The following is a 25,970-nucleotide window of genomic DNA, read 5'->3' as shown; positions in this document are numbered from 1 at the left end:
CCGGCTGAAGGCCGGGCGGCTTTGCCGCAAGAGGCCGCAGTTGGACTTTCATCGGCCCGGATGCCATCCACCACTTCGCGGCTCAAACTGCGGCCTCGTGTCGCTGTGCGATCCCGCCTGCAGCGGGACCACTCCGGATTCAGGTCAGCCCAAACAGTTTCCGCGCGTTGTTGCTGAAGACGTCCTCCACCTGCGCATCGCTCAGCCCCGTCGCCATCGCAGCCACTTTCAGCGTCCGCAGGGCCTCATGCCCGACCAGGCTGAGTTGCAGGTCGGCGTACGGCACCGAGAGCTGCGTATTCTCGGCGGAAATCCAGAAGAAGGTGTCGCCCAGCGCCACGCATCGCCCGCGAAGATGCGAGACCGGAAAGTCGGATCCGTAGAGGAGCCGATCGTGGCCCAGCGTGCGGATGATCGCCTCGTGAGCGCCGGAATCTGTTACCGCTGAAGAATCGAACCAGACGTTGTCCAGCCCCCGGAGCGAGTCGATCCCCAGCAGCGTGTGGTGCGGGTTAAACCCGCGGGCGGAGTGGGCGAGGATCAGCCGCAGGTTGGGATACGTCCGGCAGTACCGCTGGATCGTCGCCTGGTTTCGCTCGTCTGCCAGCGCCCGCGACAGCACCATGTGCAGCGTGATCGACAGCCCTTCTTCATGCGCGACCTGCACCTGCGGTTCGGGCAGATAATCCTCAATGATCGATTGAAACGTCGGCTTTGTCGGGGAATAGATGTGGTAGCACTTCAGGCCGACGAAGCCGTGGCGGCGGACGGTCTCGCGGATGAACTCGGGGTCGTCGGTTGGCAGGACCAGCATCTGGCCGCGCGAGCCGCGTTGCTTCTGCAGCTCATCCGCAAGGAACTGGTTCGCGGCGGCCACATCGACGCCGACGAAGGGATAGGGAAAGAAGAGCCCCTCCGTCGCTCGGCCGGGTGTTAATTCGTTGATGCAGCGCTGAAACTCGACCGCCCCGGCCCGGGCCGGTCCGTTGCGGACGAGATCGGGAACGGAATCCGCCGGAAAGTGCTCGACCGCGTACCAGTGGGAGTGGGCGTCGAAGATCCGGTCGGGAACGAAGCTGTCGAGCTCGCGGGCGAACAGCTCGCGATCGGCGTCGGTGACTTCCCAGTCGCGCATGACTCGGCCTCCATCCCTTCTTGTCGAACGCGTCAGGTTTCCGGGGCATCCCACTGGCCGTGGCACACGGACTCTCGTTCTGAGCCCGCGACCTCATCGGCGGTCACTTTACCAATCGACGGAACGCATCCTGCTGGACGTCGCACTCCAGCCGTCGCTCGACGGAGTTCGAGTCGAGGGCGTCGCGAATGATCGCAAACGTCTCGCCGGCCGCCTTGACGGTCTGTTCCAGTTCGGCTGGGCCCTGGGCGGCGTTCAGATAGAACGACGCGTAGCCGTGACAGCCGCGTTTCGCCATTTCCTGGATATAGAGCGTCGTGACCTGGCTCTTCAGGACTGGATCCTCAATCGCGAACTGCAGCGAGGGATGGACGTCGACGCCGGCGCACTTCACCGCCAGCCCGGCCTGTTCGCCGGCGGCGTTCAAGCGGCATTTGAGTTCCGCGCCGAATCGCCAGAGCTGCTCTGGAACATTTCGCCGGTGGACTTCGCGGAGAGTCGTCAGTGCAGCCTGCAGGCCGAGGGTGTCGCTCCAGTAGGTGCTGGAGATAAACATGCGGCCCGCCGGTTCCATCACCTCGCGTTTCCCGACGACGGCGGCCATCGGATAGCCGTTCGACAGCGATTTGGCAAAGACCGCCATGTCGGGCGTGACTCCCAGATGCTTCTGAGCCCCTCCGGTGCCGTATCGCAATCCGGCGGAGACTTCATCGAAGATGAACACCGCGCCGTGTTCGCGGGCGAGGTTCGCGACCCCCTGGAGGTACCCGGCCGGAGGAATCTCCGACCGGAGCGGTTCCATGATCACTGCCGCGACTTTGCCGCGGTGCCGGTCGAGCAGTTCGCCGAGCGCCGGCAGGTCGCCGAAGGCAAAGGGGAGGGCGGTCCCCGCCAGCGCCTGCGGTACGCCGATCGGCTCGATTCCTGGAAAGAGATGCCCGTTCAGGCTCGCCTCTTCAGCCAGATTGGCGGCCAGGTACCAGTCGTGCCAGCCGTGGTAGCCGCAGAACAGAACCAGATCGCGCCCGGTGACGCCGCGTGCGATCCGAACGGCGATCGCGCAGGCTTCGCCGCCGCACTTGGCGTACCTGGTCATCTCTGCGCAGGGGATAAACTTTGCCAGCTCGTCGGCCAGCTCGATTTCCAGTTCGTGGTTGACCGAATACATGGTCCCCAGAGCGATCTGGCCGCGGACCGCCTCATCGACGACCGGATCGGCGTAGCCCAGCAGGATGGCTCCGATGCCGCTGATCCAGTCGATGTACTCGAAGCCGTCGACATCCCAGAAGCGTGCGCCGCTGGCGCGCGTCGCGTAGACGGGAGAGACGCCATAGGCCACCCGGTTGGGCCGTCGGCTGACGAGCTGGGTCCCGCCCGGAATCCGCTCCAGCGCCCGCCGATACAACTCCATCGAACGGGGAACGCGAGACGGCCGGGCAGGGACATTCATGGGCAGAGCTTTCCGAGGGGCGAATGGAGGGTGCAGGGAGTCGCGAATCGCTGGAGTTTTGTCAGTGGTCAGTGGTCAGTGGACTGGGTCGACAGCTCTGGCACAAGTTCTCTCTCGGTCTCTTGGCACTTGGCTCTATGCACTCGGCGATCGGTTCGACATTCGACATGACTTCTCGCTGCGTCTCCGGCCCCTGCGATTGGATGTTCCAGCGCCTACGTCTTCAATCCGAGCGCCGCGTGCTGAACTTGAGCGGCCTCCCGATAGCGGCCATAGGCCACTTCGTCCCGCCGGCAACTGACGCCACGGAAGACGATCGCAAAACTCCGCCGGTTCCTCACCGGGGACCGATTGGCGTCGGCCCGATGAATCGTGTTGCCGTGGTGGATCACCGCGTCTCCCGGCTCCAGGAGAATCGGAACCTCGTGCGCATAGTCCTCGGGACCGTAGTCGGTGATCCCCTGAGAGAATCCGAGCGTCTGCGTCCGTCCGTGCGGTCGAACGCCCCGGCGGTGCGACCCGGGGACATACCGCAGGCAGCCGTTTTCTTCGTCAACGGAGTCGAGGGCCAGCCACATGGTCAGCACCTGGGGCGGCGTCAGGCAGAAGTAGTAATTGTCCTGGTGGGGGGGCGTGGCGTGGTTCGTTCCCGGCGGTTTGTTGAACCACTCCGTTCCCTGGCCGCGGGCTTCTTCGCCGAGCAGGCGCTCGGCGACCGACTTCCAGACCGGATGATTGGCGTAGTCGGCAAAAAACGGATCATGCTCCATGTGCTGAAGCTGCTTGAGAGTCTCCGGCCGGCTGCGGTCGTCGTAGAAGGCGTCCGCATCCGCCAGGTCGGGGACGACATGCCGGATGTATCGATCCAGGTTCTGTTGCAGCAGGGTCAGGTCGGCTCCCGGCAGCAACTGGCGGATGACAACATAGCCCTCGGAGTCATACTGCGACCGGCAGGCGTCGTGGGACACGTTGAGTCCTCGGCAGGGTTTTCGAAAGGAAACTCTCTCCATCCGTGGGAATCATCGCCGAAATTGCGGTGCATAAGCAACCGCCATTGCGTTCGAAATCTTGTCGGTTCGATCGATGAACGGTCGCGTCGCCTCCGCTGGACCTTCCTGGAGTTCGCGCTAAAATATGACGAAGCGCAGACCGTGGCGAGAGGCCGTCGGGTTCCTTCCCGCGGCCTCGATCCCTTGGATTGATGACCCTCATGGCTCAGATCGACCGCGATCGACCTGCTGGAGCGAGCCCTTTGGCCGAATTTGTGGAACCTCTCGGAAAGCGGATCCTGATCCGCAAGGACGAGAGTCGTCAGCGCACCCGCGGAGGGATCGTCCTGCCGGATCAGGCCGAGATCCCGACGATTACCGGCCGAGTCGTGGAAATCAGCGTCCAGATCGAACGGGATCTCGATTTCCCGGTCAAAAAGTACGACAAGATTCTGTTCCACCCGAAGAACGCGATCCCGGTCGACCTGGAGTCGGATAATCTCCTCTTCGTGGTGCCGATCGAAGACGTCGTGGCCGTATTCCGGCGTTCCGAGCCGCGAAATCCCCGGAAGTCCCGCAAAGAGCGCGAAGTCGAACCGCCATCCGACGATGAGGAATAGAGCGGTTCTGACGATTGGGTCGGCGTCGGAATTCGGCTGTCCGAAGGCTGCGGCTCCCGATCGCGCTCAATTGGAGTCGGTTGAGCCGGGAATCACGGCGAGACGCGGGGCGGTGCAGGGGGCCGACATCCAGGTATTGATGGCGGCTTCGATCTGCTGGACCTGGAGATGGAACTGCAGCGACTGCAGTTCCCAGCGGTCCTGGGCCAGGGAGACGAACCGGTCCAGCCGCGTCTGCTGTTCGAAATTCTGTTCGAGTCGTCGACAGAGGAGCCGGAGGGATTCGTCGAGTCTCTGGAGCAGTTGAGGGGAGGCGGGAGAGCGTGAATCCGCGACCGATTGCATGTCGAACTCCGGAGATGGAGGGAAGTTTTTTGGGAAGCAGGCGACCCTTCCATCGACCTGGTCGATCGCGGAGCTTGATCGATCTGGCGAGAGTTTTCCGGCGGCGCAGACTGCTCCGCGGCTGACCCTCCGGCAATTGTGGCAAACCTTACGACTGGTACGAGCTGCTTCCGCGGACGGGGCGAGGACCAGTAATTGGTAATTTCACGGAGCGGCGGACTACTCAACGGTCGTTGGTTCGCCGCCATCGGGCAGATCGCTTGCCCCCTTGCGCGGGCCGCCGTGCGCTCCGATCCCCCGCCGGGAGGGGTGCTTCAGGAAGTGCAGAATCGTCCGGCCGGCGTTGGTCTGGACAGTCGATTCAAACTCCTGCACGGCAGCGCTCAGGCTCGTCGGGACGCAGTAGAGCCGGCGGAACATCGCCTTCACCTCGCGGCGCTCCGCGGGGTCCATTCCGGCCCGGCGCATGCCGATGGTGTTGACGCCGACGCACCAGCCGGGGCCGTCGACCATCATGCAGGGGGGGACGTCCTGAACAATTTTGGCCAGGCCGGCGATCATCGCCAGTTCGCCCACCCGGACAAACTGGTGGACCGCGGCGTTCCCGGAGATGACGGCACGTCGGCCGACTTCGACGTAGCCGCCGAGCAGCGAGCCATTGACGAGCATGACATCGTCGCCGACGCGGCAATTGTGACCGACATGGGCATGCGCCATGACGAAGCAGCGTTCGCCGACGACGGTCGCCGTCCCTTCCGCCGTCCCGCGATGGATGGTGACGTATTCCCGCAGGATCGTTTCCGCTCCGATGTGGCACTCGGTCGGGCTGCCCTTGTAGGCCCGATCCTGCGGCAGGTCGCCGACGATGACTCCGGCGTGAAGGCGGCAACCGGGGCCGATGGAGGTTCGGCCGAGGAGGTGCACATGGGGGCCGATGACGGCAGCGGCGCCAATTCGTACAGGGCCGTCAATTACAGCGTAGGGGCCGATTTCGGCAGAAGGATCGACTTCTGCCCGCGGATCGATGACCGCGGTCGGGTGCACCGGCATGCCACATTCTTCCCTGAAATCCGGCATCGAACCCGCTGATATGGGAGGTTCACATCATGCGGCCTGCGGATGGAACCCTTCCATCCGCGGCACCTGGAAACGGAGGTTATCGACGCACTCTGCGAAGAATACCGCGGAACGCCAAATCTGGGAACACCGGGTTGCCGGTCGCAACCCGTTATCCAGGAGCATTTTGCAGAGAAACTGTACGGAACTCGTTCGACTACATCATGTCCCGCATGAACTTGATGGCCGCGGGGCCGACGAGGACCACGAACACGCCCGGGAAGATGAAAATCACGAGCGGAAAGAGCATCTGGACCGCGGTCTTCTGGGCCTTTTCTTCTGCGATCTGCCGGCGTTTGACCCGCATGGCGTCCGACTGGACCCGCAGGGCCTGTGCGACGGAGGAGCCGAATTTGTCCGCCTGAATCAGAATGGCGACCAGGGCCTTCACGTCGTCGACGCCTGTCCGGACGCCGAAATCGTGCAGCACCTCCCGGCGGCTGCGGCCCATCTGAAGCTGCAGCAGGCACATATCAAGTTCTTCGCACATTTCCGGCGCCGTGTCGTTCATTTCCTCGGCGACGCGCCGCATGCCGGCGTCGAGTCCGAGACCCGCTTCGACGCAGACCACCAGCAGGTCGAGGGCGTCGGGCAGCGACAGGAAGATGGCTTGCTGGCGTTTCGACTTCAGATACCAGAGGACGACGGCGGGGAGGTAGAACCCGATGCCTCCGGCAAGGACGAGCGCGGTCAGGCCGCTTTGAGTCACGCCGTACTTCCAGGCGCCGATGCCCCCGCCGATCACGAGTCCCACAACCATCAGGGAGAGCTTGGCGGCGAGGTAGATCTGGGGCGCGGCCGGATTGAGAAATCCGGCGTTGGCGAGCTTTACTTTCAGGTTGTTCTGTTCGAGTTCGGTCTGGGGCTGAAGTGCCCGCGAGAGTGCCGGAGCGGCCTTTTCGAACAGCGCTCCCATGCCCCTGGCTTCGTTGCCGCGTCCGCGGTTGACGGGGTTTTTCAGGTAGTCCAGCCGTTCGGCGGCGCGGTCGCTGCCGCCGCTCAGTGCAGACATGACCGCCCAGATGGCCAGCGTGATGGCGCCGAACACAACATAGGGGAGCAGCGTCGGGAAATCGATGTCCATAGTCGACTCGCAGCAATTCGAAAAGTGGGTGTTCGTCAGACGGGGCGTCGCACAGCGACTACACCTTGATGTCGATAATTTTTCGGATGACGATGGCGCCGAGAATCTGCATGACGATCGCGCCGCCGATCATCTTCTTGCCGATTTCCGTCGTGAACAGGAGCATGACGTAGTCCTGGTTCAGGTAGTACACGGCGAAGAAGATGGCGATCGGCATGGCCATCAGCACCACGCCGCTCAACCGACCTTCACCGGTCAGAGCCTGCACGGCGCCGAGGATTTTGAAGCGTTCGCGGACGACGTAGCTGATTTTGTCGAGGATTTCGGCGAGATCGCCGCCGGTCTGCCGCTGGATGGCGACCGCCGTGGCGAAGAACTTGAGGTCGAGATTCGGCATTCGCTTGACCATGTTCTTGAGCGCCTGTTCGACCGGCACGCCCAGGTTCTGTTCTTCGAAGGCGATACCGAACTCGGTCCCGACCGGCGCCGGCATTTCCTCCGCCACCATGTTCAAGCCGGAGTTCAGGCTGTGGCCGGAGCGCAGAGCGCGGGCGATCAGCTCCAGCGCTTCGGGCAGTCGTTTGGCAAACGCGTTGAACCGGCTCTTGCGGCGCCACGACAGCCAAATCATCGGCAGCACGGCCAGGACGATCGCGGCGACGGGGTAGAGCGGCGCCGGCGCCTTCGCGATCATGGCCGCCGCGACCCCCAGCAGTCCCGCCAGGACGCTGATTCCGAGAAACTGCTCGAAGGAAATCGGCGAATCCGCCTGCTGAAAGTAGAGGCCCAGGTTCGAAAAGCGACGGGAGATCGCATTCGACGCGCCGGAGAAGACCCCCGCCCCGGCGGCCATGAGGTCTTCCTTCATCAGGCCGCGGTTTTCCGGCTCGTCCGGCGGCTTCTGGCCGGCGAGCGCCTGCAGGCGATCTTCCAGGTTGGAGTCGCCGACCGCGCCGAATATGACAAACAGCGCGGTCGCCAGGGCGCCCACTGCGAGAAAAGCCGACAGCGAGATCAGAATCACGGGGTCGAGCGACATCGCTGCAACCTTCCTTCAAGAACGAAAAACGTAAAACTCGCCACTGACCACTGACAACGGACCGCTGGCTGCTGCGATCAGCAGCGTCCCAGGTTTCGATGGCCGAACAGATTCGCGGGCAGACGGACGCCGGCCGATTCCAGCCGTCCCATGAACGACGGACGAACGCCCGTCGCTTCGAAGTGTCCGAAGGCCCGACCATCCTCGCCGATGCCGTCCTGGACGTAGACGAAGATGTCCTGCATCACGACCGTGTCCTGTTCGAGGTTCAGCACCTCGGTGATCGCCGTGACGCGGCGCGGCCCGCCCTGCAACCGGTTGACCTGCAGCACGAGGTCCACGGCGGCCGCGAACTGCTGACGCAGGGCTTTGAGCGGGATTTCGAAGCCGCCCATCGAAATCATCGTTTCCAGACGAGACACCGCGTCTCGCGGGGTATTCGCGTGAATGGTCGTCATCGAGCCTTCGTGGCCCGTATTCATGGCCTGCAGCATGTCCAGCGATTCCGGACCGCGGCATTCGCCGATGATGACGCGGTCGGGACGCATTCGCAGGGCGTTCTTCACGAGATCCGTCGCGTTGACGCGACCTTTGCCTTCGATGTTGGCGGGACGCGTTTCCAGCCGCAGGACGTGATCCTGCTGGAGCTGGAGCTCCGCGGCGTCTTCGATGGTGATGACGCGCTGGTCGTTCGGAATGAAGCTCGACAGCGTGTTGAGCAGCGTCGTCTTGCCGGAGCCGGTGCCGCCGCTGATGATCAGGTTCAGCCGCGCCTTCACAGCCCCTTCCAGGAGCAGCGCCATTTCCGGCGAAAAGGCCTTGAAGCGGAGCAGATCCTCCAACGCCAGCGGCTTCGAGCCGAAACGCCGGATCGTAATCGACGGTCCGTCGAGGGCCAGCGGCGGAATGATGGCATTGAGTCGCGAACCGTCGGGGAGCCGGGCGTCGACCATCGGCGACGTTTCGTCGACGCGTCGACCGACGCGGGAGACGATCCGGTCGAGAATCTGCAGCAGGTGCTGATTGTCGCGGAAGGTGACTTCAGACCGCTGAATCCGTCCGTTCTTTTCGATGAAAACGTGCTTCGGGCCGTTGATCATGATGTCCGCGACCCCCTGCTCTTTGAGCAGGATTTCGAGCGGACCGTAGCCGAAGGTTTCGTCGAGGACTTCCTCGATGAGGCGTTCGCGTTCAGCGCGGTTGAGGAGCGGATTTTCGCTGTCGCACAGGTGTTCGATGACCAGGCGGATTTCCCGCCGGAGGGAATCGCCTTCCAGATCGCCGACGCGGGAGAGGTCGAGCTTTTCGACCAGCTTGCTGTGGATCAGCCGCTTGAGCGTTTCAAATTCTTCTTCGGTGGGAGGACCGCTGCGACCTGAGCGCGGGGCGGTGTACGTGTTGGGCGCGGCCATGGGGGGACTGACTCCAAGTCTTTCGATCGACCATGTGGTTCGAGGGCTCGTCGTGCACCGGATCCCGCCAATGCACCAGCCTCCAACCGAGCCCGCTGTGCAACCCTAGCTCACAACCGGGAGGGTTGCGGAAAAGAAACATCCCCGGAGATCCACTCCGGCCGTCCCAGCCGGTCGGACGGGGCGGATTGTGTGGGTTGTGGGGGATTTACTGCCGGGGGATCGTCGCCGCGGCCGTCATTCCCCTGCTGCCAACCCCTCGTCCGTAAACTTGGGTTGCCGCGCGTAGAACTGGCTGAGGTCCAGTTTTCCCTGTGACTCCGCCTCGATGAGCTGCAGTCGCTGCTCCAGACGCTGCAGGCGGACTTCGAGCTGCGGGTGGATTTTGAAGCTTTCGTCGTGCGACTTCGGTCGTGGGACGGCGGGATAGCCGAGCTGCCGCTGGAGCGCTCCGAACAGGTACAGCGGATCTTTCCCCCGGTTCGCCCTGGCGATTCGTCCTTCCTGCCGGCCGAACAGCACGGCCGCCGCGCCGGGCTCGACGCCGTTCCGCCGGCGCTCCTCGACGGCGAATTCGGACCGCGCATAGATAAGGTCTGAGAATTCGGACATCCCCAGTCCCTGCAGGACCTGGAGAATCCATTCCTTCCATTCGGCGTCGTAGAGCGGGTCGACGGCCATGGCGCGCATGCCGCGGTCGTAGCCGAGCCGGTTCCGGGCGAGGCACTCAAACTGATAGACAAACAGCCCGGCGGGGGTGGCCCCTTCGCTGCGATAGCGGGCTTCGCGTTCGAGGACCTGCAGCGCGATCCGCTGATCGAACTTCGCCCGGTCCTCTTCCGACTTCTCCATCACGTAGGTCTGGAACGGCGTGAAGTAGTGCGACAGGTGGGCCATCCCGGCGCTCAGCCGCCCGTGGAGCAGCAGTTCGCCGCGAATGACGTCGAGCGCCATCGGCAGCCGGGTGGTGGCCAGAATTTCCTCGCGGAGGTTCTCCAGGATCTCCTGGGCCGGCTGGTTCTCTTCGAGACGCTCGTAGAACGTCCGGAAGAAGTACGCCTGTTCGATGTATTCTTCTTTGTCGAGCACAGGCATCGGGGTGTCGTCCTGCTGCGGGAGCTGCTGTTCGCGTTCCCGTCCAGACTGGCCGCGAAATCGTCGAAACGCAATACTCACTGGCAGAGAAGAAATGTCGAATGACGAAGGCGGAATGTCGAACGGAAGGCAGCCAGAAGTCTAGAGACAAGTGTCGAGAGCCAGATGGGAATGCTGCTCTTCGCGGCAGTCTTGTTCTGGCGATCGGCGATTCGCGATCAACTCTCTTCGTCTGGCTATTCCCGAATCCCTATCCCCTTCCCCCAGGAGTCCGCACCGTGGCCGAGAGTTCGATGGAGAAGATCCCCCTGCCGGAGCTGTCACGGAAGCAGCGACGCGTCCTCGGCGTACTGCTCGAGAAGGGCTTCACCACTCCCGACCAGTATCCGCTGACGCTGAAGGCCACGACCACCGGCTGCAATCAGAAGAATAACCGGGATCCCGTCAGCGCCTACGACGAAGACACCGTCGCCGACACGCTCGGCCAGTTGAACCGGATGGGTTTCGTCGGCGTCCTGCACCCGGAAAGCGGACGGACCGAGCGCTACCGCCACTACATGCGCCACCGCACCGACCTCACCGAACATCAGCTCGCGGTTCTGACGGAACTACTGCTCCGCGGCAAACAGCAGCCGGGCGAGCTTCGGACGCGGGCGAGCCGGATGGCCCCGATCGACTCCCAGGAAGAATTGCGGATCGCGCTGCAGGGACTGATGGATCTCGGACTGGCCCGCGCCAACGGCTCGCTGGAACGCCGCGGGGTCGAGGTCGATCACAACCTCTACCCGGCCAACGAGAATCACGACGCGCTGTCGGTTCTGACGGATGAGCCGGCGGCTCCCCCGGAAAGCCGGCCCGCAGCCGCTGCTCCGCGCGCGGCCGCCGCCGATTCCAGCCGGGCGTCAGCCCTGGAAGAGACCGTCGAAGATCTGCGCACGCAGATGGTCGAGCTGCGCGACCTGGTCAGCCGGCTGCAGGACGAGATGTCGGACCTGCGCCGGCAGCTTGGGGCGTGAGGCGAAAGCGAATCGCGAGCAGGGAGTCGCGAATCGCCGGAAGAAGAGGCTGATCGCCGATCGTCAATCGCTGATGCCAGACAGGCGAGTACTCTCCGCCTGTCTGGCTCTCGACTCTTGTCTCTAGACTCCTGGCTGCCTTCCGTTCGACATTGGCCGCTATGTTCCCAGCTTCTTATACCGGATCCGGTGCGGCTGCTCGGCGTCCGCTCCGAGTCGCTGCTTGCGCAGAGATTCGTAGGTCTGGTAGTTTCCTTCGTGCCAGACGACTTCGCTGTCTCCCTCGAATGCCAGAATGTGCGTCGCGACCCGGTCCAGGAACCAGCGGTCGTGGCTGATGACCACGGCGCAGCCGGAGAAGTTCAGCAGGCCTTCTTCCAGCGAGCGCAGCGTTTCGAGATCGAGGTCGTTGGTCGGTTCGTCGAGGAGGAGCAGGTTGCCCCCGACGGTCAGCGTCTTCGCCAGCAGCAGCCGGTTCCGCTCGCCGCCCGAGAGGTACTTCACCTGCTTCTGCTGATCCGGCCCCTTGAAGTTGAACTTCCCGCAATAGGCCCGGCTGTTGATCGTCACGTTGCCGTAACGGAGGATGTCGTTGCCGCCGGAGATGTTGTCGTAGACGGTCTTCTCGCCGTCCAGGCTGTCCCGGTTCTGCTCGACGTACGCGAGCTTGACGGTGTTGCCGACGGTCACCGTTCCGGAATCCGGTTTCTCTTCGCCCATGATCAGCTTGAAAAGCGTGGTCTTACCGGCCCCGTTCGGGCCGATGATTCCGACAATCCCGGCGGGGGGGAGGCGGAACGACAGGTCTCCATACAGCAGCTTGTCGCCGAAGCCTTTGGCGACCTTGTCGAAGACGACGACGGTGTCGCCCAACCGCGGACCGGGGGGGAACTTCAGCTCGATCGATTCGTCGCGGGATTCCTGCTCCTCGGCGAGCAGCTTTTCGTACGCCTGCAGACGGGCCTTGCTCTTGGCCTGACGGGCTTTCGGGGACATCCGGACCCATTCCAGTTCCCGTTCGAGCGTCTTCTGGCGATTGGACGCCTGCTTCTCCTCTTTGCGGAGCCGTTCGTGCTTCTGCTCCAGCCAGGAGGAATAGTTCCCCTTCCAGGGCATGCCGCGGCCCTGGTCCAGCTCCAGAATCCACTCGCAACTGTTGTCGAGGAAGTACCGGTCGTGCGTGACTGCCACGACCGTTCCCCGGTAGTCGTGCAGGTGCCGTTCGAGCCAGGAGACGGACTCTGCGTCCAGGTGGTTGGTCGGTTCGTCGAGCAGCAGCAGATCGGGCTGGCGTAGCAACACCTTGCAGAGCGCGATCCGCCGGCGCTCACCACCCGACAGCGTGCCGACTTTTGCATCGAACGGGGGGAGTCGCATGGCGTCGGCGGCAATATCGAGCTCGCGGTCGAGTTCCCACAGGTTCTCGGCGTCGATCTGCTCCTGGATTTTCCCCTGTTCTTCGATCAGCTTGTCCATTTCGTCCGCGTCGGGGCCTTCGCCGAAGCGGTTGTTGATTTCGTCATACCGCACGAGCAGCGCCCGCTTGGCGGCGACGGCCTCGTTCAGCTCGTCCAGGACGGTGTTTTCGGGGGTGAGTTTCGGTTCCTGCGGCACATATTCCGCGACGAAGCCGGGGGTCAGCTTCGCGGTCCCCATAAAGTCCTTGTCTTCTCCGGCCATGATCCGCAGCAGGGTGCTTTTGCCCGCGCCGTTGGGGCCGAGGACGCCGATCTTGGCGCCGGGGTAGAAGGAGAGCCAGATGCCTTTCAGGACTTCGTTCTTGCCGTGGAATTTGTGAAGGTCTTCCATCTGGAAGATGTACTGTTCGGCCATGATTTCGGAGACGATCGTAACAGGGGGATAATGCGGGGCGGACCCCACACCGGCGTGGGGTCGGGGAATTGTACCGGTGAGCCGACCAAACGTCAGGTGAGCGGATGCCTGCTGAATTGACCGGCTTTACCAGCCTTGCAACAAGGCTGGCTCCGCCCGACACTCACATGGCGACAAGTTGATTCGTTTCTTTCTTTGAATCCCCATGGCGACTGAGAACTCCGCGACCGTGCTCATTTCTCCCGCCCGCCAGGTGCTGGTCTGGCTGGTCGGTCTGGCCGTCGCCGCTCTGGGCGTGCTGGACCTCGTTGCGGAATGGGACGCCAATCTGGCGCTGGTGCAGTTCATCATCCTGTTGCTGGCGCCGATCGCCTGGATGATCCGCCCTGCGGCGGTTCGCGCCGCGCGCGAGTGGCCGCCGTCGCTCCTCCGCAGTTGGGGGCTGGCCCTGCTGTGCGCCGGCGCCTCGCTGGGAATGCACGTGGCCGTCGGAACGCCGCAGAAGGATCTGCCGCCAGCCTATCACGACGAATACAGCTATCTGTTTCAGGCGCAGACGTTGCTCGCTGGCCAATGGTCGTTTGCCAGTCCCCCGGTTCAACCAGAACTGTTCGACCAGATGCACGTGCTCAATGAAGGCCGGATGGCGAGCCGGTACTTCCCCGGAAACGGTCTCTGGCTCGCGCCCTTTGTCGCGCTCGGCCACCCGATCTGGGGGATCTGGCTAGCGGGAGTCGTCTCGACGATTCTCGTCTTCTGGATCGGGCGCGAGCTTGGCGGCGACGGGACCGGTTTCGTCGCGGGGCTGCTTTGCGGAGTCTCTCCCGGAATCGCGGTCTTCGGGAACTTGCTCCTGGCGCACCAGGCGACGCTCCTGGGATTATCCCTGTTTCTCTGGGGGATGGTCCGTCTTCAGGCGCGGCGGCAGCCCGGCGATGCTCTCTGGGCGGGCCTTGGGCTCGCGTTTGCGATGCTCTGTCGCCCGGCGACCGCTGCCGGCGTCGGCTTTCCGTTCGGCGTCTGGGCGATCCTGTTTCTGCTGTTTCCCCGATTCATGACCGGTGAGCCCGCCTCGATTTGCCGCCGGATCGGCGTATTGCTGGGCCTGGGCCTCCCGCTGCTGGTCGGTTTTGCAGTGATCTTTTCCTACAACCAGGCGATTACCGGGAGCGGGTGGAAGTCGACATATCAGGTCTACACCGACATCTACACCCCCCGGCACGTCTACGGATTCAATAACGTGGTCCGGGGCGAGCAGCATCTGGGACCGAAAGTCATCGACAGCTACGACCGCTGGACGGAGAATCTGACGCCCGAACTCGCCGTCCAGAATGCCTTCGTCCGGATTCTGGCAAGCTGGCAATGGACGTTCGATATTCTGCCGCTGGCAATGACTGCCGCGGCCTGCCTGGTGGTTCCGCTGGGACGCTGGAAATGGGTCCTGGCGTCGATCATTTCCCTGCACGCGATTCACGTTCCCTACTGGTACGCCGGCATTCTCGGCTGGCACTACGTCTACGAATCCTGCACGCTGTGGCTGATGCTCCTGGCGGGGCTGACGACCCGTTTCGCGGCCGACTGGCGCACGCGATACTATCCCGCGATGCCGTGGTGGTGGGCGACTCTGCTGCTGGCGAGCTGGTGGGGCGCCTGCTGGGGACTGCCGGGTCTGGACTCCCCGCGACTGCAGCGCGGGCTCTCGACGATTCTCTACCCGAAGCGGAAGCACGCTGAATTTCGGCGGTGGGTGGAATCGATCGTGACCGACCGCCCGGCCCTGGTCCTGGTGGCGCCGGACCCCGAGGATACGCACCTCGACTTCGTCGTTAACCGGGCCGGACTGACGGACGATCTCCTCTTTGGGCGTTTTCGTCCGGGACGGACGGATCTCGAGTCCGTCGTCCGGGACTTCCCCGACCGGGCGGTCTACCTCTGCCGCCCGGACGGCTCGCAGTTCGTGCAGCTTTCCCGCACACGGAAGGGGGGAGTCGAGAGTCGAGAGTCGAGAGCCAGACGGGAATGACGGGATCGCGGCCGTCATTGTCCGGCGATCCGCGATAAACCCTCTGCTCCGTCCTACATTGGCGGCGGGGGGGGCGGAGTCATGCTCTGGAACAGCGGCGACCATTGCGGAAGCTGGTTCGCGGCTGTCCAGCCGGGCAGCGTCGGCGACCAGAGCATGGTCGTCGGCGTAATCTGCCCCGACGCGATTCCCTGCTGAATCTGATCCGGACCGAACGGCCCTTGAGTCTGACCGTTGACCGCCACGTGCCAGACCGAGGTCGGTGGCGGGGGAGGGGGGGCCATCATCGGCGTACCGACGGCCGCACCGCCGGCTCCCATGCCCATCATCCGCCCGGCCATTGCCACACCCATGCCGAGCCCCAGCCCTTCGCCGGCGCCGCCGGGGTGCTTGGCCGACTCGAGCATCGCCGTCCCGAACTGGTACTGCTGGTACTTCTGCATATCGCCGACGATTCCCATGCTGCTCCGCGTGTCGAGCGCCTTTTCGACTTCTTCGGGGAGCGAGATATTCACGATCTGCAACATGGGGATGTCGAGACCGTACTCGTCGTCGACGCGCTGCTTGACGTAGTTCTGCAGCTCGACCGAAAACTCTCGATAGTGGGCCGCCAGATCGAGGGCCGCGATCTGCTTTTCGCCGAGCATGTCGGCGAACGCGGTCGTGATGATCGATCGCAGCAGTTCTGAGATTTCCTCGGCGTTGACCTCGGCGTTGGTGCCGACCAGTTCCTCCAGGAGTGCCTTCGGGTCGACCGCTTTGACGGCGTAGGTGCCGAAGGCGCGCAGGCGGATCGGGCCGAACTCCGGGTCGCGGAGCATGATTGGATTGGGGGTGCCCCACTTCAGATCGGTGATCTGGCGGGTGCTGACAAAGTAGACCTCCGACCGGAACGGGCTGTTGAAGCCGTATTTCCAGCCGGCGAGCGTGCTCAGAATCGGCAGGTTCTCGGTGTTAAGAGTATGCGTGCCCGGCTCGAAGACGTCGGCCAGCTTGCCGCGATGGACGAACGCCGCGAGCTGACCGGGGCGGACGATGAGTTGCGCCCCCTGCTTGATTTCGTTCTGGTAGCGGGGAAAGCGCCAGACGAGGGTGTGTTTCGAATCATCGAGCCACTCGATGATGTCAATCAGTTCTCCGCGCAGCTTGTCGAACAGACCCATCGTAGTGGTCCTTCCCGGAAAGTTGCCCCGTCCACGTTCGCGTCAGGAACGCCGCCCGCAGACATGTTCTGCCGAAATCCGCGCCGATTCAACCTGCCGGGGGATTCGGCCGGTCAAGAAACGGGAAATGCGGGACGTCGGATCAGAAGGATTTTTCGCGGAGAGCGCGCAGGCGAATATGGAAGCCGGCAATCGCCCGTGCGACGTCCCTTTGCCGGCGACATGCAGAAGGGACTCCCGAATTCGAGAACCCATCAGAAAAGTCTGCTGAGTCGTGGTGGTCAGTCGCCGCCAGGCGGTAAAATTGACGCCAAGGCTTTGCAGACTGATCCTAATCTCGGGAGGGTTCGATGATTCGCCGTAATGTGCTGTCTTTGTTCATGCTGGGACTGGCTGTGGCCTGTGCGGGCTGCGGAAAGCAGGAGTCTGCAACCGGGGGAGCCAGCCCTGTAGAGACGCCGGCGCCCGAACAGAAAGCGACGGAACTCGCGCCTCCGGTCCAGCCGGCGGAGCCGCAAGTCGCGCTCTCGACGTCGGTTACGCTCGGCGATCCATCGCTGACGTCGGGGATTCCGGGTGAGGGGCCGCTGACCGTCGCTCAGATTCAGGCCTGGCTGGCGACGCCGGGCGTTCACGAGCCACTCGACATCAATCTCCCCCTGGGGCTCAGTCTGGGGACCAGTCAGATGGTCGGGCTCGATTCGAACCCGATGACCCGGGCCAAGATCGAACTGGGCCGGCAGCTCTATTTTGAAGGTCGCATGTCGTCGGACGGCTCGATCAGTTGCGCGAGCTGCCACGATCCGGATCAGGGCTTTGCCGCACACACGCAGTTCGGCGTGGGGGTCAACGGTCAGACCGGCAACCGGAATTCTCCGACGGCGTACAATCGAATTCTCAGCGGCGCCCAGTTCTGGGACGGCCGGGCCGGCAGTCTGGAGGAACAGGCGGTCGGACCGATTCAGAACCCGATTGAAATGGCCCACACGCACGAAAAGTGCGTGGCATGCCTCGCCGGCATTGAAGGCTATCGGCTGCAGTTTGAAGCGGTCTTCGGGAAGGACTCGGTCAACATCGACAACGTCGGCAAGGCGCTGGCGACGTTTGAGCGGGCCATCGTGACCGGCCCTTCGCCCTACGACTATCAGGCCGCGATTCAGCCGCTGCTCAACCAGTACAAGACCGAAGAAGACCTTGCGGAATTGAAGGAAGACGACGCGGAACTGTATGCGAAATACGAAGAGCTGAAGAGCGCCGTCGAGGCCCACCCGATGTCCGAAAGCGCTCAGCGCGGCCAGAAGCTGTTCTTCAGCCAGGAGGTCAACTGCACCGCCTGCCACGTGGGGGCGAACTTCGCCGACGAGAAATACCACAACCTGGGGGTCGGCATGGACGCGGAGAAGCCCGATCTGGGCCGGTTCGAAGTGACGAAGAAGGAAGAAGACAAGGGGGCGTTCAAGACGCCAACGATCCGCAACGTGGAATTCACCGCCCCCTACATGCACGATGGCAGCCAGAAGACGCTGGAAGAGGTCGTCGAGTGGTACGCCAAGGGGGGGCACCCGAATCCGCACCTGAGCGACAAGATCAAGAAGCTGGAGCTGACGGCTCAGGACAAAGCCGATCTGGTGGCGTTCATGAAGTCGACCAGCGGCCCGTTCCCGGTCGTCGAAAAGGGGCGGTTGCCGGAGTAACGCCTGCTGACGGCATGAAGTGACGCAGAACAGCGGCGACCGAAAGGTCGCCGCTGTTGTTGTTTGCCAGGCATGTTTTGAATCTCGGAGATGCAAGTTCTCTGCGGGCCGTTGTGACCGGAACCGCGAGGCTAGGTCAGGGTGTTCGTCGCGAGGCGAAATCTGAAGGGAACCGATGCCAAAACTCGGACTCGACGTACAGAAATCGGATACAAGGCCGTTCACACGGGGTAACGCGGCAATGGACGCGGACGCCCGATAGTCACTCGGACGTGTGAGCGGTAGATCCGGCGGGGCCCGAGGGAAAGATTCAAGGCTTAACCTGGGAGGTCTCCTGCTCTGCGAAGGCGATCTTCGCTATTCATGCGGCAACGTGTGGAGATGGGGTGGGAGAAGTCAGCCGAGGTCGTAGTAGTGTTGGGCCGTCGATCCGCTCGGTCGAGACACTGACCCTAAAGGGCAGAAACAGCCAGGGACCGCAAGATCGCCCCGCCAGCACGAAGGACCGAATTCGTTGATGCAAGGAGCAGTCGGGAACGACTCGATGAGCGTGGAGCAGCAGCAAGGCGGAGAATACCAGCGGACCTTCAACTTCGAAGGTGCGGAGGAGTTTCTGCGCCCCGGCCAGAACGGCGAGGACGGCATCCAACCTGTTCGGTGCGAGGAGCGGCAATCGCTCACGGCGTTGACCCCAGCACGAGCCTTGACCGCAAGTCTGATGGAGGAGGTGACCAGCCGTGAGAATTTGAACCGAGCGTACCGCCGCGTGCTGGCGAACAAGGGGGCTCCGGGAGGGGACGGGATGACTGTCCAGCATCTGAAGACCTGGATCGCCGAACACAAGACGGCGCTCATTGCCTGTCTGTTGGACGGAACCTATCAACCACAACCGGTCCGTGGGGTGGAAATCCCGAAGCCCGGGGGCGGGGTGCGACAATTGGGCATCCCGACCGTGGTGGACCGTCTGGTGCAACAGGCCATCCTGCAAGTGTTGGAACGACTCCTGGACCCGACATTCTCAGCGTCAAGTTTTGGCTTTCGCGCGGGACGCGGGGCGCACCAGGCACTGGCGCAAGCCAGTCGCTATGTGGCGGAGGGCCGCACCATCGTGGTGGACCTCGACCTGGAGAAGTTCTTCGACCGCGTCAATCACGACATCCTGATGTCGCGTCTGGCTCGTCGGATTGCCGACCCGCGTCTACTGCGGATCATCCGCCGCTTCCTGGAAGCGGGGTTGCTGCAGCACGGCGTGTGTATCGAACGACACGAGGGGACGCCTCAAGGGGGACCGTTATCCCCCTTGCTGGCGAACCTGCTCCTGGACGATTTGGACCAGGAACTCGAACGGCGGGGACACAAGTTCTGTCGGTACGCCGACGACTGCAATATCTACGTGCGGTCGCAGGCAGCGGGAGAACGAGTGCTTTCGACAGTGACACAGTTCCTGGAAGGGCGCTTGCGACTGCGAGTCAATCCGGCGAAGAGTGCGGTGGCTCCCGTGCAGGAACGGAAGTTCCTGGGACATCGGCTCCTGCCCGACGGCACGCTGACCATCGCCCCGAAAAGTCTGGAGCGTGCGCAGGATCGCGTCCGCGAAATCACTCGTCGCAACCGAGGCGTCAGCCTTGACCAACAGATCCAGGAACTCAACTCCTTCCTGACAGGCTGGGTGACGTACTTTCGCCATGCGAAAGCGCGGTCCGCTCTGGCAGAACTGGGCGGTTGGGTTCGGCGGAAACTGCGGTGCGTGCGACTGAAACAGCGGAAGCGGGCCAAATCGATCACCGACTTCCTGCACGATCTGGGTGTTCCCTGGAACCGTTGCTGGACGACGGCGGCGAGCGGCAAAGGCTGGTGGCGGATGGCTCACACCCCCGCTGCCCAGCAAGGCATGAGCAACGCCTGGTTCCAATCTCTGGGACTGGTCGATCCTCTGGAAAGATACTTACGGCTCCAACATTAACGGAAACCGCCGGATACGATGAGTACGTCCGGTGGTGTGGGAGGACGGCGGGGGCAACCCCGCCTCCTACCCGATCTGGGTTGGTTGAGAATGCATTGAGGTAGCTCCATGTGAGCCCGGCATGGGTGGCCGGGGCAGGAACGTCTTCGCGATGCCCCGGCTTTCACCGCACCGGGGTTTCCCTTCGGTCCAGCCCCGGCCACCCGCCGCTCGGATCGCGGGAAATTGGATTGCAACGAAAACAGCCCGCCCGATTCCCATTGGGACCGGGCGGGCTGACCGACAGCGGCTGCGAGCGCTGTGCCGCTGAAGGCGTCTTCAGAATTCCCCGAGAACCTCTCCGCCAGACCGAGTGCCCAGGCCACGCCAGATCTGTAGATCGATATTGTCACTGAACGATCGGACTGTCCCGTCGGCCAGTAGCGAGTTGACGATGCCCGTGTGATAGCTGCGGGAAGTAACGACCGAATAACTGGCGGCCGTGGTGCTGGAACCCTCCTGGCGAGAAGCGAAGTCGCAATCGAACGTGACGCCGGAATAGACGAACAGGACTTTCAGGTTCGGGTTCATCGTCGTCGTAAAGCCGCTGTGGTGGGAATGTCCGTTGGCCCATTCCGTGTGGCCGGTGCCATCCTGGGTGGCGACCTGCAGGCGGTCGGTGACACCGACGGCGACCGCCGCGAGCACGTCGCTGATGTTCTGCGGAATGACTGTCGAAGGAGGAGCGGCATTTCGCGTGTAGGCCTGCCAGGACTTCACTTCGCTGGCCATCAGGGTGTTGCTCAACCCGTCAGTGATATCGCCGAACTTGACCGAGGAGTTGGGAAAGAACAGCCCGTTTCCCCCCTGGCCGGTCGTCGGGTCGTAGACGAACCAGGTCCCGAAGTTGAACCCGTAGTTTGTGCAGTAGAGACTGACTCCCGACGCGGTTCGGGCCAGATCGCTTTTGGCGTCCGACGGGCAGACGTAGCCGGGAACGCGATTGCCGCTCACGACCGCCGCGTTGACCGGGTCCGACCAGCCTTTCTGCAGGTCAATTTTGTTGTAGAAGTTGGCCTGGTCGATGTAGGGCATGATCCGACCATGGACCGACCAGGAACTGTTCCCCGTCACGGTCGGACTGATCGCCATGCTCGGAGGGAGCCGGCCGAATGTCGATTCGTAGTTGTGCAGCGCCAGGCCGATCTGCTTCAGATTGTTCTTGCACTGCGTTCGGCGGGCGGCTTCGCGGGCCTGCTGGACCGCGGGCAGGAGCAGTGCGATCAGGATCGCGATGATCGCAATGACAACCAGCAGCTCGATGAGGGTGAAACCGGATCGCGAACGGGATCTGCGCATGAAGAGTGCCGTCTCAAGCAGATGAACGGATGGGCCGAAGTTTACAGGGCCGTAAGCAATTGCCGTTCCATCTCCGGCGTTCGCAGGCGCATAGGGGATTTCGATAGGAGTGCTGGAATTTGACGCCGCGCGGCCGGCGGGAAAATCACCGGGGCGGCGAGTTTGTCGCCGCGCGGTGTGCGTCTCGCCGGTATCCTGCGACCGCAACTCACGATCTCAGCGGGCGAACCGGCCGGTTGAGGCCGACGCCTCAGCAGCGAATTCCGGGTGCGAAAGCTTCACGGTCGAGATCGTACTCAACCGGGCTCGCCGGCCTGTCCAACGGGACTCGGCGATTCATCGATCGCGGATTCACACAGCGGGATGCTGGCGCCCGGGGCGGCGAGGACTTCGGAGAGTCGCGTATTGGCGAAAGCGCTTTCCACTTCCGCCATGGCGTCGTCGAGCCGGCGGTGTAACGGACAGAGATTCTTCCCGTGCGTCGACAGCCCGAGCGGGCAGGTGTGGATCCGCTGGATCGGCTCGACGGCATTGACGACTTGCAGAATCGTCACCTGGTCGGGAGTGTGAACCAGCGTCATGCCTCCCCCCACGCCGCGCTGAGAATGGACCAGTCCGGCCCGGACCAGGCTCTGCAGCACCTTGGACAGGTAGGCCTTGGGGACGTGGGTCGCTTCGGCGATCTGATCGGTGGTACGTGCTTCGCGAGAACTGGCGGCGAGATGCACCATCGCGCGGAGTGCATATTCGACCGTTTGTGAAAGCATCAGCAGCACACCTTGGCAGACGCAGCCGCACATTGGCGGAGAAGCGGATCGGAAGCTCCAATTTTGGGCCTGATCGGGTTGCAGGTCAATTCGGAATCCTCGATCCAGTCGCCGGGAGAGTCGCTCCGGACCCCGCACAAACTCTCCACAGTCCTTCACTTGCACTCATTTCTCGACCTCCTGCCCGCGGGAGGCATCGTCCCTTTTTTTCCGTCCGGCGAAGCCGTACGATCTTCTGACGTCTTGGATCTCACTCAGGAGAGGGGGCCCCGGAGTGTCTTCCGGCGGCAGCCCGGCCGTGGCCAGGCAGGGCCGAGTCGACCTCTCACGGAATGTCCCGGGTGTGGAAACTGCTCGCTGACCGTTGGGCCCTGGTAACAGGCGCCTCCGCCGGAATCGGAGCGGAGTTCGCCCGCCAGCTTGCTGCGCGAGGAATGCACCTCGTTCTTGTGGCTCGCCGAGCCGAGTTGATGGAAGAGCTGGCCGCGGAACTGCACGCAAAGCACGCCACACGTTGCGAGATCATTGCCGCGGATCTTTCGGCCGCAGGCGAAGTCGAGCGAGTCGTTCAGGAATTGACGAAACGGGGCGTCACCGTCGATCTGCTGGTGAATAATGCCGGTTTCGGCGTCGTCGGGGAGGTCGATCAGGCAGAGGTCCCTCGTCTGCTGGAACTGATCCGGCTCAATATCTCCGCCCTGACCGAACTGACCTATCGACTGCTGCCGGGCATGCTTGCGCGCCAGTTCGGGGCGATTCTGAACGTGGCGTCGCTGTCGGCCTTTCAGCCGGTCGCCTACATGGGGGTGTATGCGGCGAGCAAGGCGTACGTGCTGCATCTGAGCGAAGCGCTCGCCAGCGAAGTCGGAGGGCGGGGCGTCCTGGTCTGCGCAGTCTGTCCCGGCGTGACGCGCACGGCCTTTTTCGATCTGGCAGGGGCTCCGGGCTGGCTGCAGAAGCATTCGTCTCAGACCCCCGAACAGGTTGTCCGCGTCGGGCTCCATGCTCTTGGCCGCGGCCGCTGGGTGATTGTCCCAGGCTGGCGCAATTATTTTCTGACGCTGCTGGTCCGGATCGCTTCCCGTCGGCGGGTGGTGAAAGAATCGATGCGATTCTTCCGGCCGCGCGGCCGGAAGTAGCCGCGGCATATAAAGAGGTCTCCTCGCTCGGGCGAGAGGCGAAGTCCCGCCACGGGAGTTGCAAGCCCGTTTCACGGGATGCGACGCCGTGGTTCATCAAGAATTCCTTGTGGGCGATCATTTTCGGCGGATTGTGCCGGATTTACGGATTCTGACGCCAGGTCCCGATCGGGCCTGAAGATTCTGTCGTACCGATTGGATGCCCTGGGGCGCGCCTGCGGAAAACGCGACCTAGGATTGTGGAAGTGGTGAGGCGGGTTCTCCAGTCCGCTTCCCATCGTTAAAGCTGGCAGCTTTGAGGGACTTTGCGGCTGAAATGCGGGTTTCGGGGCGTTTTCTCCGAGGCTGGCACGGCTCTTCAAAGTGCTCTTGACAAAGACCCTCAAGTCACAGAACCGCGTAGGACGAAAGTAGAGGTCAGACGGTTCGCACCGGTCTGACTTGGAACACGCCCGATAACGGTTTGAACCAGTTCAGCGAGAAACGGCGGCGCACCGTCTGGGGGGCAGGACAACTTCGAGTTTCGTCTCACCATCCAGAACCGGATGCGCGGATTGCGTTCGGTCCTCCCCCAACGGGACATCGGCCACGGATCAGGTCGATCGCTCCCGACGAAGACAAATCCCGACCGTACAGACCCAGGATGCACAAGCCTGTCGTCGGCGCCCGCAGCGCCGCCTACCGGTGGAACGTGTGTCGACGCGTCCGTTTCCCAGAACGGACGTGGCCTTGCAAGCAGACCCGGCAGGCTAGGACAGCCACGCATCGTACGAGGGTGAAGATCCGGAGGGTCGCGACGCCCTTCTGTGTGACACAATTATTGGTGATTGGAGAGCCCGCGATGAGAACGATCTTCACTACTGGCCAAGTAGCAAAGATCTGCAAAGTTGCTCCGCGCACCGTCAGCAAATGGTTTGACTCCGGACGGCTGCGTGGTTACCGAATCCCCGGATCGCAGGACCGTCGCATCCCGCGCGAACACCTGATCCGGTTCCTGAAGGAGCATGGTATGCCCCTTGGGGAACTTGAGGATGAGGCCATGGGCAAGTTGCTGCTGGTCGGCGTCGAGTCTACGGTGCGCCTTGCGCTCACCGAACTGATGCCGCCCGAAGACTACAAAACCGAGTTCGCCGGGAGCGGCTTTGAAGCCGGCATCCAGGCCGAATCGCTGCACCCCGATTGCGTGGTGATCGATTTCGGCATGGGCCGTCACGAAGCGACCCTGATCGCCCAGAACCTCCGCAAGAACAACGACTACGCGGATGCCGTTCTGGTCGCGCTGCTCAACGACGAAGATACCGCCAGCGGTATCGATCGTTCGATCTTCAACGAGACGTTCCGGAAGCCTTTCGACGCAGCCCTGCTCGCCGAACGCATCCGGACCCTCGTCGGTCGGAAAAAGCAGCTCGTCTGAGCAAAACTCTCACGGACCGGCCGATTGCGGCGCCCGCAGGGACTGCAGGCTCCGTATCTCATTCCCGGACTGTGCGAAATGCCGAGAGGCGTCCAAGATGGACGCCTCTTCGCTTTTTGATTCGTCCTCAATCGGCGGAACCGGTTGGGATTTCATCGTGCGGCGGGTGACCGGCGTCAGATTCGCGGCTTCCCGGACGTCGAAGTTGCCGACCCAGCCGCTCCAACGCATCCCTCAATGAGACACTTCCGGCTCACGAGGGTTCGCGCGGGGGCGTCCCGGCAACTGGTACTTCGGCTTCCGCCAATTGCTGAGACGTAGACTGCGCAAATCGGCCGGCGGGAGACAACTCTACCGGACCGCCGGGCGGGAAGCGACCGGGCCGCGCGCGGCAATGGCGGCGTCGATGGCGGCGATCTCGGCGGGCGACAACATCCAGTTCATTGCCGCCGCGTTGTCACGGATCTGATCCGGACGCTTGGCGCCGCAGAGCGCCACCGTGATCCCCGGGCGCTGAATGGTCCAGTTCACCACGACCTGAGCCACCGAGACATTTCTTGCGGCGGCGATGGGTCGCAGGCGGTCGAGGAAATCCTGGTTCTTCTCCCACTCGTCGCCCTGAAACATCGGGTACTTCCGACGTCCGTCGCGCGCGTCGAACTGAAAATCTCGCGGCAGTTTACCGGCGAGCAGCCCCTTCATCAGCGGCCAGTAGACCATCGTCGAGACGTCGTTGTCGATGCACCAGGGGAGCTGGGCGGTTTCGATTTCGCGCTGCAGCATGTTGTAGTGCGGCTGGAAGGCGCTGATCGGGCACTCTGCGTGGAACTCCCGGAGCTGCTCCAGGGAAAAATTCGAAACGCCGACGCTGCGAATCTTGCCCGCGTCCAGCAGCGTGCGGAAGGCTCCGGCAGACTCGGCCACTGGAACGCTCGGATCGGGTCCGTGCAGATAGTGCAGATCGATGACGTCGACGCCGAGCCGCGCGAGGCTTTCGTCGCACTGTCGCAGCAGCGTCGCCGGCCGGCCGTCGCGGACCTGCTTCCTTTCCTCGTTCCAGGCGATGCCACCCTTGGTGGCGATGACGACCTGGTCGCGCAGGGGGCGGAGCACGCGGCCGACCAGGCGTTCGCTTTCGCCGTCGTAGCCGTAGCAGTAGGCCGTGTCGAAGAAGTTGATTCCCGCCTCGACGGCCGCCGCCACGGTGGCGAGGCTGTCCGCCTCGGTAACGTCGATGCTGGTAATGCCGGCGATCGGCCAGCAGCCCATCGCGACCGGCGTGACTCCGAGGTCGGTCCGTCCGATTCGACGGCGTGGAAAAACGCTGCCTGTCAT

General features: G+C 63.1%; 21 protein-coding genes. 7 read left to right on the top strand and 14 right to left on the bottom strand.

The annotated features are described in order from the left end of the window. Positions 1-139: 139 nt before the first annotated feature. The 3 genes from SH412_RS20465 to SH412_RS20455 all read right to left on the bottom strand — a co-directional run bounded on the left by SH412_RS20465 (position 140) and on the right by SH412_RS20455 (position 3,553). Positions 140-1,135: an amidohydrolase family protein gene (locus tag SH412_RS20465; protein ID WP_336519877.1), complete on the bottom strand. Its 996-nt coding sequence runs from the start codon at positions 1,133-1,135 to the stop codon at positions 140-142. 103 nt (positions 1,136-1,238) lie between these two features. Then, positions 1,239-2,585, bottom strand: coding sequence for an aspartate aminotransferase family protein (locus tag SH412_RS20460; RefSeq protein WP_336519876.1), 1,347 nt, complete (start codon positions 2,583-2,585; stop codon positions 1,239-1,241). 215 nt (positions 2,586-2,800) lie between these two features. Further along, complete coding sequence (locus tag SH412_RS20455) at positions 2,801-3,553, bottom strand: phytanoyl-CoA dioxygenase family protein (RefSeq protein ID WP_336519875.1); 753 nt, start codon at positions 3,551-3,553, stop codon at positions 2,801-2,803. Between the two features lie 284 nt (positions 3,554-3,837). Between SH412_RS20455 and SH412_RS20450 the strand changes: the two genes are divergently transcribed. Next, positions 3,838-4,194: a co-chaperone GroES gene (locus tag SH412_RS20450; protein WP_336519874.1), complete on the top strand. Its 357-nt coding sequence runs from the start codon at positions 3,838-3,840 to the stop codon at positions 4,192-4,194. 66 nt (positions 4,195-4,260) lie between these two features. On the opposite strand, the gene SH412_RS20445 is transcribed toward SH412_RS20450, so the two are convergent. The 6 genes from SH412_RS20445 to SH412_RS20420 form a co-directional block, all read right to left on the bottom strand. Then, entirely contained in the window at positions 4,261-4,539 is a 279-nt protein-coding gene (locus SH412_RS20445; RefSeq protein WP_336519873.1) for a hypothetical protein, read from the bottom strand. A 219-nt stretch (positions 4,540-4,758) separates the two neighbouring features. After that, entirely contained in the window at positions 4,759-5,589 is an 831-nt protein-coding gene (gene lpxA / locus SH412_RS20440; protein ID WP_336519872.1) for an acyl-ACP--UDP-N-acetylglucosamine O-acyltransferase, read from the bottom strand. Positions 5,590-5,812: 223 nt separating this feature from the next. Then, positions 5,813-6,739, bottom strand: coding sequence for a type II secretion system F family protein (locus SH412_RS20435; RefSeq protein WP_336519871.1), 927 nt, complete (start codon positions 6,737-6,739; stop codon positions 5,813-5,815). 58 nt (positions 6,740-6,797) lie between these two features. Further along, positions 6,798-7,778, bottom strand: coding sequence for a type II secretion system F family protein (locus SH412_RS20430; RefSeq protein WP_336519870.1), 981 nt, complete (start codon positions 7,776-7,778; stop codon positions 6,798-6,800). Positions 7,779-7,855: 77 nt separating this feature from the next. Then, positions 7,856-9,190 (bottom strand): CpaF family protein, encoded by a 1,335-nt coding sequence (locus tag SH412_RS20425; protein ID WP_336519869.1) that lies wholly within the window; start codon positions 9,188-9,190, stop codon positions 7,856-7,858. 237 nt (positions 9,191-9,427) lie between these two features. Then, the gene (locus SH412_RS20420) at positions 9,428-10,285 is read right to left on the bottom strand and encodes a hypothetical protein (protein WP_336519868.1); all 858 of its coding nucleotides are present in this window, start codon (positions 10,283-10,285) and stop codon (positions 9,428-9,430) included. Positions 10,286-10,563: 278 nt separating this feature from the next. Here SH412_RS20420 and SH412_RS20415 point away from each other — a divergent pair, with 278 nt between their 5' ends. Continuing rightward, the gene (locus tag SH412_RS20415) at positions 10,564-11,301 is read left to right on the top strand and encodes a DUF480 domain-containing protein (protein WP_336519867.1); all 738 of its coding nucleotides are present in this window, start codon (positions 10,564-10,566) and stop codon (positions 11,299-11,301) included. A 159-nt stretch (positions 11,302-11,460) separates the two neighbouring features. Here SH412_RS20415 and ettA read toward each other — a convergent pair whose 3' ends face one another. Continuing rightward, positions 11,461-13,134 carry an energy-dependent translational throttle protein EttA gene (gene ettA, locus SH412_RS20410; protein ID WP_336519866.1) on the bottom strand — a complete coding sequence of 558 codons (1,674 nt, stop codon included), beginning with the start codon at positions 13,132-13,134 and terminating at the stop codon, positions 11,461-11,463. A gap of 229 nt (positions 13,135-13,363) precedes the next feature. On the opposite strand from ettA, the gene SH412_RS20405 reads away from it, so the two are divergent. Then, a complete protein-coding gene (locus SH412_RS20405; protein ID WP_336519865.1) occupies positions 13,364-15,157 on the top strand; it encodes an ArnT family glycosyltransferase in 1,794 nt (597 codons plus the stop codon). Positions 15,158-15,210: 53 nt separating this feature from the next. On the opposite strand, the gene SH412_RS20400 is transcribed toward SH412_RS20405, so the two are convergent. Beyond that, a complete protein-coding gene (locus tag SH412_RS20400; protein WP_336519864.1) occupies positions 15,211-16,320 on the bottom strand; it encodes an SPFH domain-containing protein in 1,110 nt (369 codons plus the stop codon). A 350-nt stretch (positions 16,321-16,670) separates the two neighbouring features. Here SH412_RS20400 and SH412_RS20395 point away from each other — a divergent pair, with 350 nt between their 5' ends. Both SH412_RS20395 and ltrA read left to right on the top strand, forming a co-directional pair. Continuing rightward, positions 16,671-18,014, top strand: a complete 1,344-nt coding sequence (locus SH412_RS20395; RefSeq protein ID WP_336519863.1) for a cytochrome-c peroxidase — start codon at positions 16,671-16,673, stop codon at positions 18,012-18,014. A 544-nt stretch (positions 18,015-18,558) separates the two neighbouring features. Further along, positions 18,559-19,977, top strand: coding sequence for a group II intron reverse transcriptase/maturase (gene ltrA, locus SH412_RS20390; RefSeq protein WP_336519862.1), 1,419 nt, complete (start codon positions 18,559-18,561; stop codon positions 19,975-19,977). Positions 19,978-20,295: 318 nt separating this feature from the next. Here the strand turns inward: ltrA and SH412_RS20385 are convergent, their stop codons facing one another. Then, positions 20,296-21,315 (bottom strand): DUF1559 domain-containing protein, encoded by a 1,020-nt coding sequence (locus tag SH412_RS20385; RefSeq protein ID WP_336519861.1) that lies wholly within the window; start codon positions 21,313-21,315, stop codon positions 20,296-20,298. Positions 21,316-21,611: 296 nt separating this feature from the next. Then, on the bottom strand, positions 21,612-22,082 hold the full coding sequence (locus tag SH412_RS20380) for an RrF2 family transcriptional regulator (RefSeq protein WP_336519860.1): 471 nt from the start codon (positions 22,080-22,082) through the stop codon (positions 21,612-21,614). Between the two features lie 341 nt (positions 22,083-22,423). On the opposite strand from SH412_RS20380, the gene SH412_RS20375 reads away from it, so the two are divergent. After that, positions 22,424-23,221, top strand: coding sequence for an SDR family NAD(P)-dependent oxidoreductase (locus tag SH412_RS20375; RefSeq protein WP_336519859.1), 798 nt, complete (start codon positions 22,424-22,426; stop codon positions 23,219-23,221). Between the two features lie 841 nt (positions 23,222-24,062). Beyond that, entirely contained in the window at positions 24,063-24,635 is a 573-nt protein-coding gene (locus SH412_RS20370) for a helix-turn-helix domain-containing protein (protein ID WP_336519858.1), read from the top strand. A gap of 351 nt (positions 24,636-24,986) precedes the next feature. Here SH412_RS20370 and SH412_RS20365 read toward each other — a convergent pair whose 3' ends face one another. Further along, on the bottom strand, positions 24,987-25,970 hold the full coding sequence (locus SH412_RS20365) for an aldo/keto reductase (protein ID WP_336519857.1): 984 nt from the start codon (positions 25,968-25,970) through the stop codon (positions 24,987-24,989).

The sequence above is a fragment of the Planctellipticum variicoloris genome, from assembly GCF_030622045.1.
Taxonomy (GTDB): domain Bacteria; phylum Planctomycetota; class Planctomycetia; order Planctomycetales; family Planctomycetaceae; genus Planctellipticum; species Planctellipticum variicoloris.
Note: the sequence above shows the minus strand (reverse complement) of the source record. Positions and strands in the feature narration are given on the sequence as shown.

What these genes read in the sequence shown, in the direction of transcription:
- SH412_RS20465 (WP_336519877.1), bottom strand. Translation starts at nt 1,135, where the DNA reads ATGCGCGACTGGGAAGTCACCGACGCCGATCGCGAGCTGTTCGCCCGC.
- SH412_RS20460 (WP_336519876.1), bottom strand. Translation starts at nt 2,585, where the DNA reads ATGAATGTCCCTGCCCGGCCGTCTCGCGTTCCCCGTTCGATGGAGTTG.
- SH412_RS20445 (WP_336519873.1), bottom strand. Translation starts at nt 4,539, where the DNA reads ATGCAATCGGTCGCGGATTCACGCTCTCCCGCCTCCCCTCAACTGCTC.
- lpxA (WP_336519872.1), bottom strand. Translation starts at nt 5,589, where the DNA reads ATGCCGGTGCACCCGACCGCGGTCATCGATCCGCGGGCAGAAGTCGAT.
- SH412_RS20435 (WP_336519871.1), bottom strand. Translation starts at nt 6,739, where the DNA reads ATGGACATCGATTTCCCGACGCTGCTCCCCTATGTTGTGTTCGGCGCC.
- SH412_RS20430 (WP_336519870.1), bottom strand. Translation starts at nt 7,778, where the DNA reads ATGTCGCTCGACCCCGTGATTCTGATCTCGCTGTCGGCTTTTCTCGCA.
- SH412_RS20425 (WP_336519869.1), bottom strand. Translation starts at nt 9,190, where the DNA reads ATGGCCGCGCCCAACACGTACACCGCCCCGCGCTCAGGTCGCAGCGGT.
- SH412_RS20420 (WP_336519868.1), bottom strand. Translation starts at nt 10,285, where the DNA reads ATGCCTGTGCTCGACAAAGAAGAATACATCGAACAGGCGTACTTCTTC.
- ettA (WP_336519866.1), bottom strand. Translation starts at nt 13,134, where the DNA reads ATGGCCGAACAGTACATCTTCCAGATGGAAGACCTTCACAAATTCCAC.
- SH412_RS20400 (WP_336519864.1), bottom strand. Translation starts at nt 16,320, where the DNA reads ATGGGTCTGTTCGACAAGCTGCGCGGAGAACTGATTGACATCATCGAG.
- SH412_RS20395 (WP_336519863.1), top strand. Translation starts at nt 16,671, where the DNA reads ATGATTCGCCGTAATGTGCTGTCTTTGTTCATGCTGGGACTGGCTGTG.
- ltrA (WP_336519862.1), top strand. Translation starts at nt 18,559, where the DNA reads ATGAGCGTGGAGCAGCAGCAAGGCGGAGAATACCAGCGGACCTTCAAC.
- SH412_RS20385 (WP_336519861.1), bottom strand. Translation starts at nt 21,315, where the DNA reads ATGCGCAGATCCCGTTCGCGATCCGGTTTCACCCTCATCGAGCTGCTG.
- SH412_RS20380 (WP_336519860.1), bottom strand. Translation starts at nt 22,082, where the DNA reads ATGCTTTCACAAACGGTCGAATATGCACTCCGCGCGATGGTGCATCTC.
- SH412_RS20370 (WP_336519858.1), top strand. Translation starts at nt 24,063, where the DNA reads ATGAGAACGATCTTCACTACTGGCCAAGTAGCAAAGATCTGCAAAGTT.
- SH412_RS20365 (WP_336519857.1), bottom strand. Translation starts at nt 25,970, where the DNA reads ATGACAGGCAGCGTTTTTCCACGCCGTCGAATCGGACGGACCGACCTC.